This window comes from Streptomyces sp. NPDC046261 (genome assembly GCF_040646235.1).
In the GTDB taxonomy this organism is placed as follows: Bacteria; Actinomycetota; Actinomycetes; order Streptomycetales; family Streptomycetaceae; genus Streptomyces.
On the sequence record NZ_JBEYZU010000001.1, the window covers coordinates 602,603 to 617,241 of the forward strand.

Consider the following 14,639-nt stretch of genomic DNA (forward strand, 5'->3'; position numbering starts at 1 on the left):
GGCCGGGGAAGGGGAGGGTCAGTGCTCCGTCGTCCCGTGAGGCGCGGAGGTGACCAGTTCCGTCAGCACTCCATGACAGTCCTTCGGGTGCAGGAAGGTGATGCGCGAGCCCATGGATCCGGTGCGCGGCTCGTCGTAGAGCACCCGCAGGCCCTTCTCGCGGGCGGCCTGCGCGTCGGCGTCGACGTCGGGCGTACCGAACGCGATGTGGTGAACGCCTTCGCCGTTCTTGGCAAGCCACTTGCCGACCGCGGAGTCCTCGCGGGTGGGCTCCAGCAGCTGCAGATAGGAGGCCCCGCCGTCGGAGGTCTCGTTGATTTTCAGCATGGCTTCGCGGACGCCCTGTTCCTCGTTGACCTCGGTGTGGAACACCTCGAAGCCGTACGTGGCACGGTAGAACTCGACAGTCCTGTCGAGGTCGAAGCAGGCGATCCCGATGTGGTCGATGCGCGTCAGCATGGCTCCAGTGCACCGCCGGACGGGGTGGTTACGCAACGTGCGCGCGATCACACCTTCCGCCCGGTGACCCGGTGCGGTACCGCTCAGTACATTGACGGAAACCCTCGTTAACATCCTCCGCTCGAAGGGGCAGCGCCCATGTCTGGTACGAACGGAACATCCGGCACCACCTCCGTCATCGTCGCGGGCGCGCGTACGCCCATGGGCCGGCTGCTGGGCTCGCTGCGCACCTTCTCGGGCGCCGACCTGGGGGCCGTGGCCATCAAGGCCGCCCTGGACCGGGCCGGGATCGGCGGCGACCAGGTGCAGTACGTGATCATGGGCCAGGTGCTGCAGGCCGGCGCCGGGCAGATCCCCGCCCGCCAGGCGGCCGTCAAGGCCGGCATCCCGATGAACGTCCCCGCGCTGACGGTCAACAAGGTCTGCCTGTCGGGCCTGGACGCCATCGCGCTGGCCGACCAGCTCATCCGCGCGGGTGAGTTCGACATCGTGGTGGCCGGTGGCCAGGAGTCGATGACCAACGCCCCGCACCTGCTGCCCAAGTCCCGCGAGGGCTTCAAGTACGGCGCGGTCGGGATGCTCGACGCCATGGCCCACGACGGTCTGACGGACGCCTTCGAGAACATCGCGATGGGCGAGTCCACCGAGAAGCACAACACCCGCCTGGGCATCCGCCGCGCCGAGCAGGACGAGATCGCGGCCGCCTCCCACCAGCGGGCGGCCGCCGCTCAGAAGAACGGCATCTTCGAGGCGGAGATCACCCCCGTGGAGATCCCGCAGCGCAAGGGCGAGCCGGTCATCTTCAGCAAGGACGAGGGCATCCGCGCGGAGACCACCGTGGAGTCGCTGGCCAAGCTGCGGCCCGCCTTCGCCAAGGACGGCACGATCACCGCCGGCACGTCCTCGCAGATCTCCGACGGCGCGGCCGCCGTGGTCGTGATGAGCAAGGCCAAGGCCGAGGAGCTGGGCCTGGCGTGGATCGCCGAGATCGGCGCCCACGGCAATGTGGCCGGCCCCGACAACTCCCTTCAGTCGCAGCCCTCCAACGCCATACGGCACGCGCTGGGCAAGGAGGGACTGACCGTCGAGGACCTCGACCTCATCGAGATCAATGAGGCATTCGCCGCCGTTTCGGTGCAGTCAATGAAGGATCTGGGCGTATCCCCGGAAAAGGTGAACGTCAACGGTGGGGCCATCGCGCTCGGCCACCCCATCGGCATGTCGGGCGCCCGCATCGTGCTCCACCTCGCGCTGGAGCTGAAGCGGCGCGGCGGCGGCGTCGGGGCCGCGGCCCTGTGCGGCGGTGGCGGCCAGGGTGACGCACTGATCATCCGCGTCCCCGGCAACTGACCCCGCGCGACGGACCCGAGCGGGACCCGAACGGACCGGAACGAAACGGAGCAGTCATGGTGGACGTCCCCACACTGGTCGAGCAGGCGCGGGAGGGCCGGCCGCGGGCCGTGGCCCGGCTGATCTCACTGGTGGAGGGGGCGTCCCCGCAGCTGCGCGAGGTGATGGCCGCCCTGGCCCCGCTCACGGGCCACGCCTATGTCGTGGGCATCACGGGCTCGCCCGGCGTCGGCAAGTCCACGTCGACCTCGGCGCTGGTGAGCGCGTACCGCCGGATGGGCAAGCGGGTCGGCGTGCTGGCCGTCGACCCCTCCTCGCCCTTCTCCGGCGGCGCCCTGCTGGGCGACCGGGTGCGGATGTCCGAGCACGCCTCCGACCCGGGCGTCTACATCCGCTCCATGGCCACGCGCGGCCACCTCGGCGGCCTCGCGTGGGCCGCCCCGCAGGCGATCCGGGTGCTGGACGCGGCCGGCTGCGAGGTGGTGCTCGTGGAGACGGTGGGCGTGGGCCAGTCGGAGGTGGAGATCGCCTCCCAGGCCGATACGTCCGTGGTGCTGCTCGCCCCCGGCATGGGCGACGGCATCCAGGCGGCCAAGGCCGGAATCCTGGAGATCGGCGACGTCTACGTCGTCAACAAGGCCGACCGGGACGGCGCCGACGCCACGGCCCGCGAGCTCAACCACATGCTGGGCCTGGGCGAGGCCCGCGCCCCGGGCGACTGGCGGCCCCCGATCGTGAAGACGGTGGCGGCGCGCGGCGAGGGCACGGACGAGGTCGTCGAGGCCCTGGAGAAGCACCGCGCGTGGATGGAGGAGCGCGGGGCTCTGACCGAGCGCCGCCGGCTGCGGGCGGCGCGCGAGGTCGAGACCATCGCGGTCACCGCTCTGCGCGAGCGCATCGGGGACCTGCGGGGGGACCGCCGCGTGGGCGCTCTCGCGGCCCGGGTGGTGGCCGGTGAGATCGACCCTTACGCGGCGGCGGACGAGCTCGTCGCGGGTCTGACGGAGAACGCGGCGAGCGCGTGAGGCGGTATGAGTGAGGCGGCGGCACCGGATGGTGCCGCCGCCTCACTCACTCACACGTCACGCGGTGCTGTGCTCAGACCTTGCCGCGCGTGGAGCGCAGGTGCCGGGCCACCGGGGCCAGGGACTCGTGGAGCGCCTTGAGCTCCTCCGGGCTCAGCAGGTCGACGAAGTGCTCGCGCACGGAGGCCACATGGTGCGGGGCGACCTTGCGCATGGTGTCCCAGCCCTGCTCGGTGAGGACCGCGAACAGCCCGCGCCGGTCGGACTCGCAGTTCTCGCGGCGGACGAGCCCGGCGTTCTCCATGCGCGTGATCTGGTGCGACAGACGGCTCTTGGACTGCAGGGTGGCGGTCGCGAGATCGCTCATCCGCATCCGGTGGTCGTCCGACTCCGAGAGGTTGACCAGGATTTCGTAGTCGTTGTTGGTGAGGCCGAACGGCTGCAGGTCCCGTTCGAGCTGATGCATCAGCAGCCGGCTCACGTCCAGGTGGGCGCGCCAGGTGGCCTGTTCCTCGTCGCTGAGCCAGCGAGTGCCGTTCTCGGTGTCCATGGATGGATTCTACCTAAGAAGTTGAAAGATTAACTAAGGGCGGTTACGGGCGAGCGTAAGGAGAGGTCATGCGTTCGACGTCACACTCCGCAGGGTACCGCTCACAGCCCGAAGCGGCGCTGGAGGTCGCCGAGCTGGCCCGGCAAACGTGGTGTCATTGTCTGATTCCCGGCACTTGCGTGCGGAACGCCGGCCTGCTGTGGCGGCCCGTCGCCCGTGGCGATCTCCTCCATCAGCTGCTCGGTGGACTGCAACAGCACCGTCCCGGCCCCGACGAACTCGAACTGGTGCTCCTCGCCCGAGGCGCCGCCGATGCCCGTCAGGCGCCGGACACCGCCCATCACGCCCCGCATGTACTGGTGGTCGTAGTGGTGGCAGGGCGAGGGGCAGTCCGCCCACCCCACCAGCGCCTGCGGGTCCACGCGCACCGGCGGCTCGACGAAGACGACCGGACCGTTGGAGGCGGCCACGAACTTGCCCGTGCCGATCAGGGTCAGGAAGCCCGGGACGATGGACTGCTTCAGCGACAGCGTCGGCTCGAAGGCCAGCAGATTGCCCGAGCGGACGGCGAGGTTGCCGTCCTCGAGGTCATAGGAATTGACGTCGAAGGACCGGTCGGCGAGCAGCATCTTGCCCTGCCCCTCCGCCACCACCCAGTCGGCGGCGTGCAGGGGGGAGTGGAAGCTGCCGGAGATCAGCCGGTCCAAAGGCCCATGGCCGATGCCGTGGAAGTCGATCCGCCCGTAATAGGCGATCATCTTCCCCTTCTGCAGGAACCACTGCCCCTTGAGCTCCACGCTGAAGGCGTACGGGTTGACGTTGTCGTCGACCGGCAGGGTCGCCGCGTCATGGATGACCGGGGCGTTCACAGCTTCTCCTCCGACGCCTGTACGTACACCGTGCCGCTGCCCGAGAGTTCGAGCCGGAACGCCTCGCCGCTGCCACGGCCGACGACCTCACGCCAGCCCAGGGCCGCCGTCAGCTTGTTGCGGACGTCGCCCCGGTGGGCGACGTAGGCCTGCGGGTCGACGGTGACCGGGCGCTGCGGATTGATCGGCAGCTCGATGAAGCCGCCGTGCGCCATCACGGCCACCGCGCCATGTCCCTTGAGGGTGGTCGTGAACAGCCCCTGCCCGGTGACCTGACCGCGCACCATGCCCATGACGCCGCCCTGCGACCCCATGAACATCGTCCCCTGCTGCAACGTCCCGTCGAAGGCCAGCAGCCGGTCCGCCTCGACGTAGAGGGTGTCGCCCGAGAGCTCGATGACGTGGACATAGTGGCCGCCGTGGCCGAACATCACGGTGCCGCTGCCCTCCACCGTCATCAGCGGCGTCGCCTCGTTGGCGATGCGGCGGCCGATCATCCCCATGACGCCGCCCTGGCCGCCGGTGATGCTCGGGGTGAAGGAGACGTCGCCCTTGTAGGCGAGCATGGCGCCGCGCTGGCTGAACAGCCGCTGCCCCGGAATCACCTGGGCCTCGACCATGCGCGAGTTGAGCAGCCGGAACGGCATCAGATGTCACCCCCGATCGTGTTGCGCTCGCTCGGCTGTACGTACACGAGCCCCTCGCCCTCGAAGCGGATCTGGAAGGCCTCTCCCGAGCCCTCCCCGATGAACGTCCGGAAGTTCACGCCGGACTGGAAGTGCTGCTTGAGCCGCCCGGTGTGCGCGATGTACGCGCCCGGGTCGACCTGCAGCGGCATCTGCGGGGTCACGCGCAGCACGATCGCCGTGCCGCCGGAGAGGATCGCCGCCTGGCCGGAGCCCTCGACGGTGGTGGTGAACAGCCCGTTGCCCTGCGAGGCGCCGCGCAGCCCCGTGAACGTGGTGCCGGTCCGCAGCGCCGAGTCCGTGCAGAGCAGATTGCTGGCCTCGACGTACAGCGTCTCGCCGCGCAGCGTGACGAGGTTGATCTCGCTCGCCCGGTCGGCGAAGTAGCAGGTGCCGTGCCCCTTCACCTCCATGACTTCCATCTGTTCGCCGGTGAGCCGGCGCGTGACCATGCCGCGCAGGCCGTCACCGCCGCCGGTCATCTTCTTGAATGCCATATCGCCCTCGTACGCGACCATCGAGCCGTTCTTGGCCTTGACCGCGTCGCCCGCCATGTCGACGGCGAGAACTTTGCTCCCGTGGAGCCGAAACTGAGCCACGCCTCCGACGCTAGCGGGCGGACATACGCCTCCAACAGGCCCCATGGCCCCTGAACCCTTCCTGAACGGACCCGGATCCGCTGATCATTTCGGGGGCTGCAAGAATGGGGCGGCTTGTGAATGCCGTCACAAGCTGTGACCGTCCCGCCACGTCGAACCGAAGGTGTGCCCCCGTGGACCTCAAGACTGCCTCCGCCCTGCGCCGGCTCCGCCTGGTCTCCGCTCCGGAGGCCGTGTCCTTCCTGCTGCTGATGGTGTGCTCGGTCCTGAAGCGGACCACCGACTTCAACGCCGTGCCCGTGATGGGCGCCGTGCACGGCGTGCTCTTCATCATCTACGTGATCTTCTGGGTCGACGCCTGGGTGACCGCCAAGTGGCAGCTCAAGACCGCCGCCCTGTACTTCGTCCTCTCCGTCCTGCCGACGGGCGGCTTCTTCGCCGACCGCATGCTGCGCCGCGAGGCCGAGGCCAGCGTCATCGCGGCCCGCGCCCGTAAGGAAGGCGTGATCAACGCGTGATCGTCGCCTTCTCCGTCTCCCCGATCGGGGCGGGCGAGGACGTCGGCGAGTACGTCGCCGACGCCGTCCGCGTCGTCCGTGAGTCCGGGCTGCCGAACCGCACGGACGCGATGTTCACGTCCGTCGAGGGCGAGTGGGACGAGGTCATGGACGTCGTCAAGCGTGCCGTCGCCGCCGTCGAGGCCCGCTGCGGGCGGGTCTCCCTCGTGCTGAAGGCGGACATCCGGCAGGGCGTCACCGGAGGACTGACGTCCAAGGTCGAGACCGTCGAGCGCTACCTCGCCGAGGGCGGATCCGGAGCCGGCGCCTCCTCCTGACGGAGGCCCCGGCACCGTGTCGTACGCTCGGCTGCCTGAAGAAGATCGACAGATCGACAGGGGGAGCCGCGCGATGTTCGAACTCTTCAAGGGCGGAGCCAAGCACTCCGGGCCCGACCTCGGCGTCGTCGTCCTGCGCGACTCGCACGCCGTCGCCGAGGCCGTCCGCGAGGCGCTCGCCGGTGCGAGCGCGGAGGACCGGCCGGGCCTGGAGCGCGCGGCCGCGCTGATCGCCGAACGGGCGGCGCGGCCGGAGAGCGAGATCCGTGGCGAGTGGGTGCGCGGCATCGTCGCGGCCCAGGGCGTGGACCTGCACACGCAGGAGGTGGACGCCATCCGGGCGCTGCGCAAGGCGCAGCCTCGGCTGAGTCTTTCGGAGGCGGTCCATCTGGTGCGTGAGGCGGCGGCGGACGACCCCGCACGGCCCGCGTCCGAAGTCTGAGATAGCCCCGGCCGGGACAGGGCCGAACTGTAGGCTCGTCACGTGCCCAAGCCCCTCAGCCTCCCCTTCGATCCCATCGCCCGTGCCGACGAGCTCTGGAAGCAGCGCTGGGGATCGGTGCCGTCCATGGCCGCGATCACCTCGATCATGCGGGCCCACCAGATCCTGCTCGGGCAGGTCGACGCGGTCGTCAAGCCGTACGGGCTGACGTTCGCGCGGTACGAGGCGCTGGTGCTGCTGACCTTCTCCAGGGCCGGCGAGCTGCCGATGTCGAAGATCGGCGAGCGGCTGATGGTGCACCCCACGTCGGTGACCAACACAGTGGACCGGCTGGTCAAGGCGGGCCTGGTCGACAAGCGGCCCAACCCCAACGACGGGCGCGGCACGCTCGCCTCGATCACCGACAAGGGCCGCGAGGTCGTCGAGTCGGCCACGCGCGACCTGATGGCCATGGACTTCGGGCTCGGCGCCTACGGCGCGGAGGAGTGCGGGGAGATCTTCCGGATGCTGCGGCCGCTGCGGGTGGCGTCGGGCGACTTCGCCGAGGAGTGACCCGCGCGAAGATCGTGCAAATCGGACGGTTACCCTCGGGGGCATGAAAAAGAGCGTGCTGACCCGCTACCGGGTGATGGCCTATCTGACCGCCGTGATGCTGCTCGTGCTGTGCACCGCCATGGTGTTCAAGTACGGCTTCGACACAGGCGCGGGCGCCACGCTCGTGATCTCCCAGATCCATGGCGTGCTCTTCATCATCTACCTGGTCTTCGCCTTCGACCTGGGCTCCAAGGCCAAGTGGCCGCTGGGCAAGCTGCTGTGGGTGCTGGTCTCCGGCACCATCCCGACGGCCGCCTTCTTCGTCGAGCGCCAGGTCGTCCGCGAGGTCGAGCCGCTGATCACGGACGCGGCCCCGGCCGCCGCCCGCGCCTGACCGAGCCCGATCCGCCCCGGACACGCCGCCCCTTGTGTCCGGGGCGTTCTTGCGCGAAAATTTAGTAGGACGTCCTACTAAATTCTTGAGCTTGGGCCTTGGACGGGGCGCGGAGAGGCAGACGAGATCATCATGGACGCAGCAGCCATCGAGGCGGGGCGCAGCCGCTGGCAGGCCCGGTTCGACAAGGCCCGCAAGCGCGACGCCGACTTCACCACCCTGTCCGGCGACGAGGTCGCCCCGGTCTACGGCCCCCGCCCCGGCGACGCCTACGAGGGCTTCGAGCGCATCGGCTGGCCCGGGGAGTACCCCTTCACCCGCGGCCTGCACGCCACCGGCTACCGGGGGCGTACGTGGACCATCCGGCAGTTCGCCGGCTTCGGCAACGCCGAGCAGACCAACGAGCGCTACAAGATGATCCTCGCCAACGGCGGCGGCGGGCTGTCCGTGGCCTTCGACATGCCGACCCTCATGGGCCGCGACTCCGACGACCCCCGCTCCCTCGGCGAGGTCGGCCACTGCGGCGTCGCCATCGACTCCGCCGCCGACATGGAGATCCTCTTCGGGGACATCCCGCTGGGCGACGTCACCACGTCCATGACCATCAGCGGCCCGGCCGTCCCCGTCTTCTGCATGTACCTCGTGGCCGCCGAGCGGCAGGGCGTCGACACCGGCATCCTCAACGGCACGCTGCAGACCGACATCTTCAAGGAGTACATCGCGCAGAAGGAATGGCTCTTCCAGCCCGAGCCCCATCTGCGCCTGATCGGCGACCTGATGGAGCACTGCGCGCGCTCCATCCCCGCCTACAAGCCGCTGTCCGTCTCCGGCTACCACATCCGCGAGGCCGGGGCGACGGCCGCGCAGGAGCTCGCCTACACGCTCGCGGACGGCTTCGGCTACGTCGAGCTGGGCCTCTCGCGCGGCCTGGACGTCGACACGTTCGCCTCCGGCCTGTCCTTCTTCTTCGACGCCCACGTCGACTTCTTCGAGGAGATCGCCAAGTTCCGCGCGGCCCGCCGCATCTGGGCCCGCTGGATGAAGGAGGTCTACGGCGCGAAGACCGACAAGGCCCAGTGGCTGCGCTTCCACACCCAGACGGCGGGCGTCTCGCTGACCGCCCAGCAGCCGTACAACAACGTGGTCCGTACGGCGGTGGAGGCCCTGGCGGCAGTCCTGGGCGGCACCAACTCCCTCCACACCAACGCCCTGGACGAGACCCTCGCCCTGCCCAGTGCGCAGGCCGCCGAGATCGCCCTGCGCACCCAGCAGGTGCTGATGGAGGAGACCGGCGTCGCCAACGTCGCGGACCCGCTGGGCGGCTCCTGGTACGTCGAGCAGCTCACGGACCGGATCGAGGCCGACGCCGAGAAGATCTTCGAGCAGATCAAGGAGCGCGGACTGCGCGCCCACCCCGACGGCAAGCACCCCATCGGCCCCGTCACCTCCGGCATCCTGCGCGGCATCGAGGACGGCTGGTTCACCGGCGAGATCGCCGAGAGCGCCTTCCGCTACCAGCAGGCCCTGGAGAAGGGCGCCAAGCGCGTCGTCGGCGTCAACTGCCACGAGGGTTCGGTCACCGGCGACCTGGAGATCCTCCGCGTCAGCCACGAGGTCGAGCGCGAACAGGTGCGCGTCCTGGCCGCCCGCAAGGCGGCCCGCGACGAGGCGAAGGTACGCGCCTGCCTCGACGCCATGCTCACCGCCGCGCGGGACGGCTCGAACATGATCGAGCCGATGCTGGAGGCGGTACGGGCGGAGGCGACGCTGGGCGAGATCTGCGGCGTGCTGCGCGAGGAATGGGGGACGTACACGGAGCCGGCGGGGTTCTGACGGGGCACGTTGCCCCGGGCCGGTTGGTGATCAAGGCAGTGGTAAGAGCTTGACCACGGTGACGGTCACCACCGCGGAGCTGACCAGGTAGGTGATGAAGGCGATGTTGCCGACGGTCGCGTCGCGTCGGTCATGGTCGCCGCGAACCGGGCTGGAACCACAGCCGTACGGGTCCAGCGCCAAGGCGGTCATGCCGTTCTCGAACAATTTGCGCCGTTCGGCCGGCAGGCTTCGACGCTCGGTGTCGGCGTCATCGGTGTAGGCGATGCGATGGCTCAACCGGCGCTCCTGTACTCGTCACCCGACTCGTCGTCGAAGCGGACGCCGGAGAAGTCCCCGGCCTTCAGGCGCGCGATCAGGGCCGCCTCCTCCGGGTCGTGCGCCTGCGGCGTCCGGAGGGCCCAACGAGCAAGGACGCCGGAGATCTCATCCGCGCCCGCCTGCTCCGCCTCGTGCTCGAACTCTGCTCGCAGCGACACGGGCAGCGCCTCTCGGATGGTGTGGATAGTGCCGGGCAGCTCCACCGTCCGGCCGCCGATGGTGGTTGTGAAGGTCTTCGCCATGTCCTGCCCCTTCCTCGATGCCCATGTCGCTGATGCCGACGTGGTCCTTCGAACTATGCCTGCCGCTTGGTGCGGGTGGTGAGCGAACACTCAGGAAACGTGTCACTCGCGGACGCGGCGGCGCACGTAGGGCTTCACTCGTAGGCGTGGGTTTGTTCGAAACGTTGGCGCCGGTGGCTCGGATGTGAGAGGGGTTCGCGGATGCCGTAGAGCATGGCTTTCACTCACACGTGCGAAGGGGGTTCGAACTCGGCTCGTACGCGGCTTGTGCCACTTAGCCTCCGTTGGTACCGACAGAGGTACGGAGAGGGGCGGGTGCCGTGACGGGTGAGACTTCTCAGCCACCGATGGCCTGGCGGTTGTGCGGGAACCAGGTCAAGTTGTGGCGCATGGACGCCGGTGTCAGCCGGGAGGCGCTGAGCCAGGAGGCCGGGTACGGGTACGAGACCCTCAAGTCGATGGAGCAGGGTCGGCGCAAGCCGACGCAGCGGTTGCTCGAGGTCGCCGATGAGATGTGCGGGGCCAAGGGGAAGCTCGCTGCTGCGCTGGCTTACCTGGAGCCGGAGCGGTTCGCTGTGCGGGCGCAGGAGTACATGACGCTTGAGGCTGAAGCGATCGCCCTGCACTGGTACGAGACGTTGCTCATTGCGGGTCTGTTGCAGACCGAGGATTACGCGCGTGCGCTGATGAGCAACCACTGTCCACCTGTGGACGACCAGGCCATCGAGGCGCGCGTGGCCGCTCGGGTTCAGAGGCAGGAACTGCTGGAGAAGCCGACCGTGCTGTTCAGCTTCGTGATCCACGAGGCGGCCCTGCGGAGCAACGTGGGCGGACCCGAGGTGATGAAGGCGCAGCTTCGTCGTTTGGTGGAGGTCGGCGAGCAGCGCAACGTGTCGGTCCAAGTGCTGCCCATGGGCTTTGGCGTCACCCCGGGCCTCGGCGGGCAATTCATCGTGGTCGAAACGGCTGACCACAGGCACTACGGCTACGAGGAGGGTCAGGAAACCGGCATGTTGCATGCGGATGTGGAGAGGGTGAGTGCCCTGATGAAGCGGCATGCCATGATCCGCATGCATGCCCTCGGCGACGCGGAGTCGGCAAGATTCATCAGAGAGTTGGCGGAAGGGTAATGAGCACCGACCTGACATGGCACAAGTCCAGCTACAGCGGCGGTGACGGCAGCGCCTGTGTCGAAGTCGCGCTTTCCTGGCACAAGTCCAGCTACAGCGACGGTGAGGGGGGCGGCGAATGCCTCGAAGTCGCCCGCACGCCTCCCACCGTCCACCTCCGTGACTCCAAACGGAAGGACGGCCCCCATCTCTCCATATCCGCCACCGCCTGGGCCGACTTCCTACGCTACGTACCCGACGTCTGACTCATCGCCCCCAGGCCGCCCACCAGCAACGCCGTAAGCCCCCGTGCCCACTCCTCGTCCACCGGTTCCGCGCTCACCAGCGTGCGGTGGACTACCGCGCCGGCGATGACGTCGAAGACGAGGTCCGCGTTGCGGTGGGCCGTCGTGGGGTCGTCCTCTTGGGGGAGTTCGCCGCGGGACTGGGCTCGGGAACGGCCCAGGAGGACCAGGTGTTTTTGGCGGTCGACGATCGCCGAGCGGATGCGTTCGCGCAGGGCCTCGTCGCGCGTGGATTCGGCCACGACCGCCATCAGGGCCGTCTTCGTCTCCGGGCGTTCCAGGAGCGACGCGAACTGCAGCACCATGCCCTCGATGTCCGCCGGCAGGCTGCCCCGGTCGGGAAGCTCCAGGTGCTCGTCGAAGAGGGCCGCCACCGCGTCCACGACGAGTTCGTTCTTGCCCGCCCAGCGGCGGTAGAGGGTGGTCTTGGCGACCCCGGCCCGGGCCGCCACGTCGCCCAGGGTCAGCTTGCCCCAGCCCAGCTCCACCAGGGCCTCGCGTGTCGCGCCGAGGATCGCGCGGTCCGCCTCGGGGCTGCGCGGCCGGCCCGTACGGCGGTGTGTGGGGGGAGGAGCGGAGGGCATGCAAGGGACCTTACCGCCGGGTAGGCAGGCTGGTATGACTCAGATCACAGCGCCGGGGGTGGTGTCTCCAGTTACGCTACGACCCGTAGCGAAAGAGCTGAGAGCGACAACCACGCATGCCGGGTGGGGACCCGGCGTCATGAGCGAACCGCTACGGGTTCACGGTACGGAAAGCACGCTGTCGGCGTACTTTTCCGGTTCACCGCGCCGAGGGGGGAGGATAGGCCCATGCAGCCACGGAACATGTCCATGAGTGGAGTGGTCGACCTCGCCGCGGTGAAGGCGGCCGGCGAAGCGAAGCAGAAGGCGGAGCAGGCGCGGGCGGAAGCGGCGCGCCAGGGCGGCGTGCCTGCCGCCGGTGCGGGCCGCCTCGTCTTCGACGTCGACGAAGCGGGTTTTGACCAGGAAGTCCTGCAGCGCTCCGCCGAGGTGCCCGTCGTCATCGACTTCTGGGCCGACTGGTGCGAGCCGTGCAAGCAGCTCGGCCCGTTGCTGGAGCGGCTGGCGCAGGAGTACGCGGGCCGGTTCGTGCTCGCGAAGGTCGACGTCGAGGCCAATCAGCTGCTGTTCCAGCAGTTCGGGGTGCAGTCGATCCCGGCCGTCTTCGCGGTGGTGGCCGGGCAGGCCCTGCCGCTCTTCCAGGGCGCGGCGCCCGAAGCGCAGATCCGGCAGGTCCTGGAGCAGCTCATCGCCCTGGCGGAGCAGCGCTTCGGCATCGTGGGAGCGCCCCTGGAGGGCGGTGCGGCGGAGGGTGAGGCCCCTGTGCCGCAGGCGCCGGCGAGCCCGTACGACAGCGCCCTGAGCGCGGCGCACGACGCGCTGGACGCGGGTGACCTGGGCGGCGCGATCCGCGCGTACCAGAACGTCCTGTCCGACGATCCCGCCAACGTCGAGGCCAAGGCGGGCCTCGCCCAGGCCGAGCTGCTGCGGCGCGTGCAGGGCGTGGACCCCCAGCAGGTCCGCAAGGCCGCCGCGGAGGCGCCCGGCGACGTCCGGGCGCAGATCGCGGCAGCCGACCTGGACCTGGTCGGCGGGCACGTCGAGGACGCCTTCGGGCGTCTGATCGACACCGTGCGGAAGACGGCCGGCGAGGACCGCGACGCGGCCCGCGTGCGGCTGCTGGAGCTGTTCGAGGTGATCGGCCCCGACGATCCGCGGGTGACGGCCGCGCGTACCGCGCTGTCGCGCGCGCTGTTCTGACGAGGCCCCGCCTCACCCTGTGTCCCAGGCGGCACAGCCGCCGCGCTTTACCAAATCTTGGTAATCGCGGCCCCTGTTACTGCAAGTAAGAAGAGCCCGGGCTTTCGCCCGGGTTCTTCTGTTTCCTCCGCCTCTTCCCGGACACGCTGCGGCACCTTCGCGTGGGGCGTCGATGCCGACCGGTCTCCCGTCGGTTATCCGCCCGTTACTCGCGAGTAATCAACCTCTTGTGCCCCGGCCGTGAATGCATCACGATCGGCCCAGCCCGGTCCATCCCCACCGCCCGGCCATCCGGTCGCGCACGGGGTCGTGGGTCCCCACCGGGCCGGCCGGTGCGCAGGCGCCGGCCAGTGGGACAGGGGGGTCTCCGCCGCCAACGGCGGTGCCTGTCCCGGCGGTTGCGCGACAAGGCGTGGCCAGTGGTTGTCGCTCGGGGGTGAACGCCGGTGTGTATCGGGCGCGTTTGGCGCCGCCGAATGCGACGGCGCTCTTCTTCCCGAGGACGTAGCGCTTCTCCCATCCCGGGGGCACGGGCCGCACGGCCCACCCCGGAGATGTACGTCCGAGAAGGAGGAAAGTCGTGAAGTCCCAGACTCGTGGCGGGACCAGATGGCGCCGGTTCGCCGTCGTCATGGTTCCCAGCGTCGCGGCGACGGCCGCGATCGGCGTGGCCCTCGCCCAGGGCGCCCTCGCGGCGTCGTTCAGTGTGTCGGGCCAGCAGTTCCAGGTGACGGCGAAGAAGATCGAGGGCAAGGGATTCGTCCAGTACGGGGCGATGGACCAGACCAAGAAGGGCGCCAAGCCCGTCGCGGTCGTCGGCCTCGACAGCGCGAAGATCACCAAGCTCTGTCAGGCGGTGACCGTTCCGACGCCCTTCGGGAACGTGTCGCTGAAGCTGGAGGCCGGCGGCGGCGGTGACAGGGTCGAGGCGACGAAGCTCTACATCGACGCCGACGACATGAAGGCCAACGCGAAGTTCACCAACGTCGACATCGGCGTATCGGTCAACGACACCACCAAGGGCCCCGGCCCCGCCGCGCCGGGCAAGGACGGCCGGGGCGCGTACGTCCCCGGCTCCTTCGCCCAGCAGGCGGACGAGGTGGAGTTCACCGACGTCGACCAGCGCGCCTGGGCGACCTCGGCGGGCACCTTCACCCTGCCCGGCCTGCACATGGGCGTCAGCATGGGCGGCGCGGAGTGCAAGAGCGGCTGACGCGCTGAACGGGCGGGTACGGGGCGGAAGTCGGGCCCCCGTGCCCGTACCGTCCCGCGCGCCGCTCCGCGCCCCCGCGTGCTTCTTTG

At 69.6% G+C, this 14,639-nt stretch carries 20 protein-coding genes; 12 read left to right on the plus strand and 8 right to left on the minus strand.

The window, feature by feature from the left end; all coding sequences use genetic code 11:
* Positions 1–18 precede the first annotated feature (18 nt).
* Positions 19–459 carry a methylmalonyl-CoA epimerase gene (gene mce / locus ABZ956_RS02805; RefSeq protein ID WP_361885868.1) on the minus strand — a complete coding sequence of 147 codons (441 nt, stop codon included), beginning with the start codon at positions 457–459 and terminating at the stop codon, positions 19–21.
* 138 nt (positions 460–597) lie between these two features.
* Between mce and ABZ956_RS02810 the strand changes: the two genes are divergently transcribed.
* Together ABZ956_RS02810 and meaB are read left to right on the plus strand one after the other, a co-directional pair.
* Positions 598–1,809, plus strand: coding sequence for an acetyl-CoA C-acetyltransferase (locus tag ABZ956_RS02810; protein WP_361885871.1), 1,212 nt, complete (start codon positions 598–600; stop codon positions 1,807–1,809).
* A gap of 56 nt (positions 1,810–1,865) precedes the next feature.
* Entirely contained in the window at positions 1,866–2,834 is a 969-nt protein-coding gene (gene meaB, locus ABZ956_RS02815) for a methylmalonyl Co-A mutase-associated GTPase MeaB (protein WP_361885874.1), read from the plus strand.
* A gap of 73 nt (positions 2,835–2,907) precedes the next feature.
* On the opposite strand, the gene ABZ956_RS02820 is transcribed toward meaB, so the two are convergent.
* From ABZ956_RS02820 to ABZ956_RS02835, 4 genes are all read right to left on the minus strand, one after another.
* Entirely contained in the window at positions 2,908–3,384 is a 477-nt protein-coding gene (locus tag ABZ956_RS02820) for a MarR family transcriptional regulator (protein WP_361885876.1), read from the minus strand.
* A gap of 101 nt (positions 3,385–3,485) precedes the next feature.
* Positions 3,486–4,253, minus strand: a complete 768-nt coding sequence (locus ABZ956_RS02825; RefSeq protein WP_361885879.1) for an AIM24 family protein — start codon at positions 4,251–4,253, stop codon at positions 3,486–3,488.
* The gene (locus tag ABZ956_RS02830) at positions 4,250–4,900 is read right to left on the minus strand and encodes an AIM24 family protein (RefSeq protein ID WP_361885882.1); all 651 of its coding nucleotides are present in this window, start codon (positions 4,898–4,900) and stop codon (positions 4,250–4,252) included. Before ABZ956_RS02830 ends, ABZ956_RS02825 begins: the two co-directional genes overlap by 4 nt.
* Complete coding sequence (locus tag ABZ956_RS02835; protein WP_361885884.1) at positions 4,900–5,538, minus strand: AIM24 family protein; 639 nt, start codon at positions 5,536–5,538, stop codon at positions 4,900–4,902. The genes ABZ956_RS02830 and ABZ956_RS02835 overlap by 1 nt, the downstream gene beginning before the upstream one ends.
* A gap of 173 nt (positions 5,539–5,711) precedes the next feature.
* On the opposite strand from ABZ956_RS02835, the gene ABZ956_RS02840 reads away from it, so the two are divergent.
* From ABZ956_RS02840 to ABZ956_RS02865, 6 genes are all read left to right on the plus strand, one after another.
* On the plus strand, positions 5,712–6,056 hold the full coding sequence (locus tag ABZ956_RS02840; RefSeq protein WP_361885887.1) for a DUF3817 domain-containing protein: 345 nt from the start codon (positions 5,712–5,714) through the stop codon (positions 6,054–6,056).
* A complete protein-coding gene (locus ABZ956_RS02845; protein ID WP_361885890.1) occupies positions 6,053–6,373 on the plus strand; it encodes an MTH1187 family thiamine-binding protein in 321 nt (106 codons plus the stop codon). The genes ABZ956_RS02840 and ABZ956_RS02845 overlap by 4 nt, the downstream gene beginning before the upstream one ends.
* Before the next feature lie 73 nt (positions 6,374–6,446).
* The gene (locus ABZ956_RS02850; RefSeq protein WP_361885893.1) at positions 6,447–6,815 is read left to right on the plus strand and encodes a hypothetical protein; all 369 of its coding nucleotides are present in this window, start codon (positions 6,447–6,449) and stop codon (positions 6,813–6,815) included.
* A gap of 42 nt (positions 6,816–6,857) precedes the next feature.
* Positions 6,858–7,367 (plus strand): MarR family transcriptional regulator, encoded by a 510-nt coding sequence (locus tag ABZ956_RS02855; RefSeq protein WP_361885896.1) that lies wholly within the window; start codon positions 6,858–6,860, stop codon positions 7,365–7,367.
* Positions 7,368–7,410: 43 nt separating this feature from the next.
* A complete protein-coding gene (locus tag ABZ956_RS02860) occupies positions 7,411–7,743 on the plus strand; it encodes a DUF3817 domain-containing protein (RefSeq protein ID WP_361885899.1) in 333 nt (110 codons plus the stop codon).
* Between the two features lie 132 nt (positions 7,744–7,875).
* Positions 7,876–9,576 carry a methylmalonyl-CoA mutase family protein gene (locus ABZ956_RS02865; protein WP_361885902.1) on the plus strand — a complete coding sequence of 567 codons (1,701 nt, stop codon included), beginning with the start codon at positions 7,876–7,878 and terminating at the stop codon, positions 9,574–9,576.
* 30 nt (positions 9,577–9,606) lie between these two features.
* Here ABZ956_RS02865 and ABZ956_RS02870 read toward each other — a convergent pair whose 3' ends face one another.
* Both ABZ956_RS02870 and ABZ956_RS02875 read right to left on the minus strand, forming a co-directional pair.
* Entirely contained in the window at positions 9,607–9,855 is a 249-nt protein-coding gene (locus ABZ956_RS02870; protein WP_361885904.1) for a hypothetical protein, read from the minus strand.
* A complete protein-coding gene (locus tag ABZ956_RS02875) occupies positions 9,852–10,139 on the minus strand; it encodes a hypothetical protein (protein WP_361885907.1) in 288 nt (95 codons plus the stop codon). Before ABZ956_RS02875 ends, ABZ956_RS02870 begins: the two co-directional genes overlap by 4 nt.
* A gap of 347 nt (positions 10,140–10,486) precedes the next feature.
* Between ABZ956_RS02875 and ABZ956_RS02880 the strand changes: the two genes are divergently transcribed.
* Both ABZ956_RS02880 and ABZ956_RS02885 read left to right on the plus strand, forming a co-directional pair.
* Positions 10,487–11,269, plus strand: a complete 783-nt coding sequence (locus ABZ956_RS02880) for a helix-turn-helix transcriptional regulator (protein WP_361886663.1) — start codon at positions 10,487–10,489, stop codon at positions 11,267–11,269.
* Positions 11,269–11,514 (plus strand): DUF397 domain-containing protein, encoded by a 246-nt coding sequence (locus tag ABZ956_RS02885; RefSeq protein ID WP_361885910.1) that lies wholly within the window; start codon positions 11,269–11,271, stop codon positions 11,512–11,514. Before ABZ956_RS02880 ends, ABZ956_RS02885 begins: the two co-directional genes overlap by 1 nt.
* On the opposite strand, the gene ABZ956_RS02890 is transcribed toward ABZ956_RS02885, so the two are convergent.
* Positions 11,496–12,137 (minus strand): TetR/AcrR family transcriptional regulator, encoded by a 642-nt coding sequence (locus ABZ956_RS02890; RefSeq protein ID WP_361885913.1) that lies wholly within the window; start codon positions 12,135–12,137, stop codon positions 11,496–11,498. The genes ABZ956_RS02885 and ABZ956_RS02890 overlap by 19 nt on opposite strands.
* A gap of 228 nt (positions 12,138–12,365) precedes the next feature.
* On the opposite strand from ABZ956_RS02890, the gene ABZ956_RS02895 reads away from it, so the two are divergent.
* Positions 12,366–13,337, plus strand: coding sequence for a tetratricopeptide repeat protein (locus tag ABZ956_RS02895; RefSeq protein WP_361885916.1), 972 nt, complete (start codon positions 12,366–12,368; stop codon positions 13,335–13,337).
* Between the two features lie 580 nt (positions 13,338–13,917).
* Entirely contained in the window at positions 13,918–14,550 is a 633-nt protein-coding gene (locus tag ABZ956_RS02900) for a DUF6230 family protein (RefSeq protein ID WP_361885919.1), read from the plus strand.
* Positions 14,551–14,639: the final 89 nt, after the last annotated feature.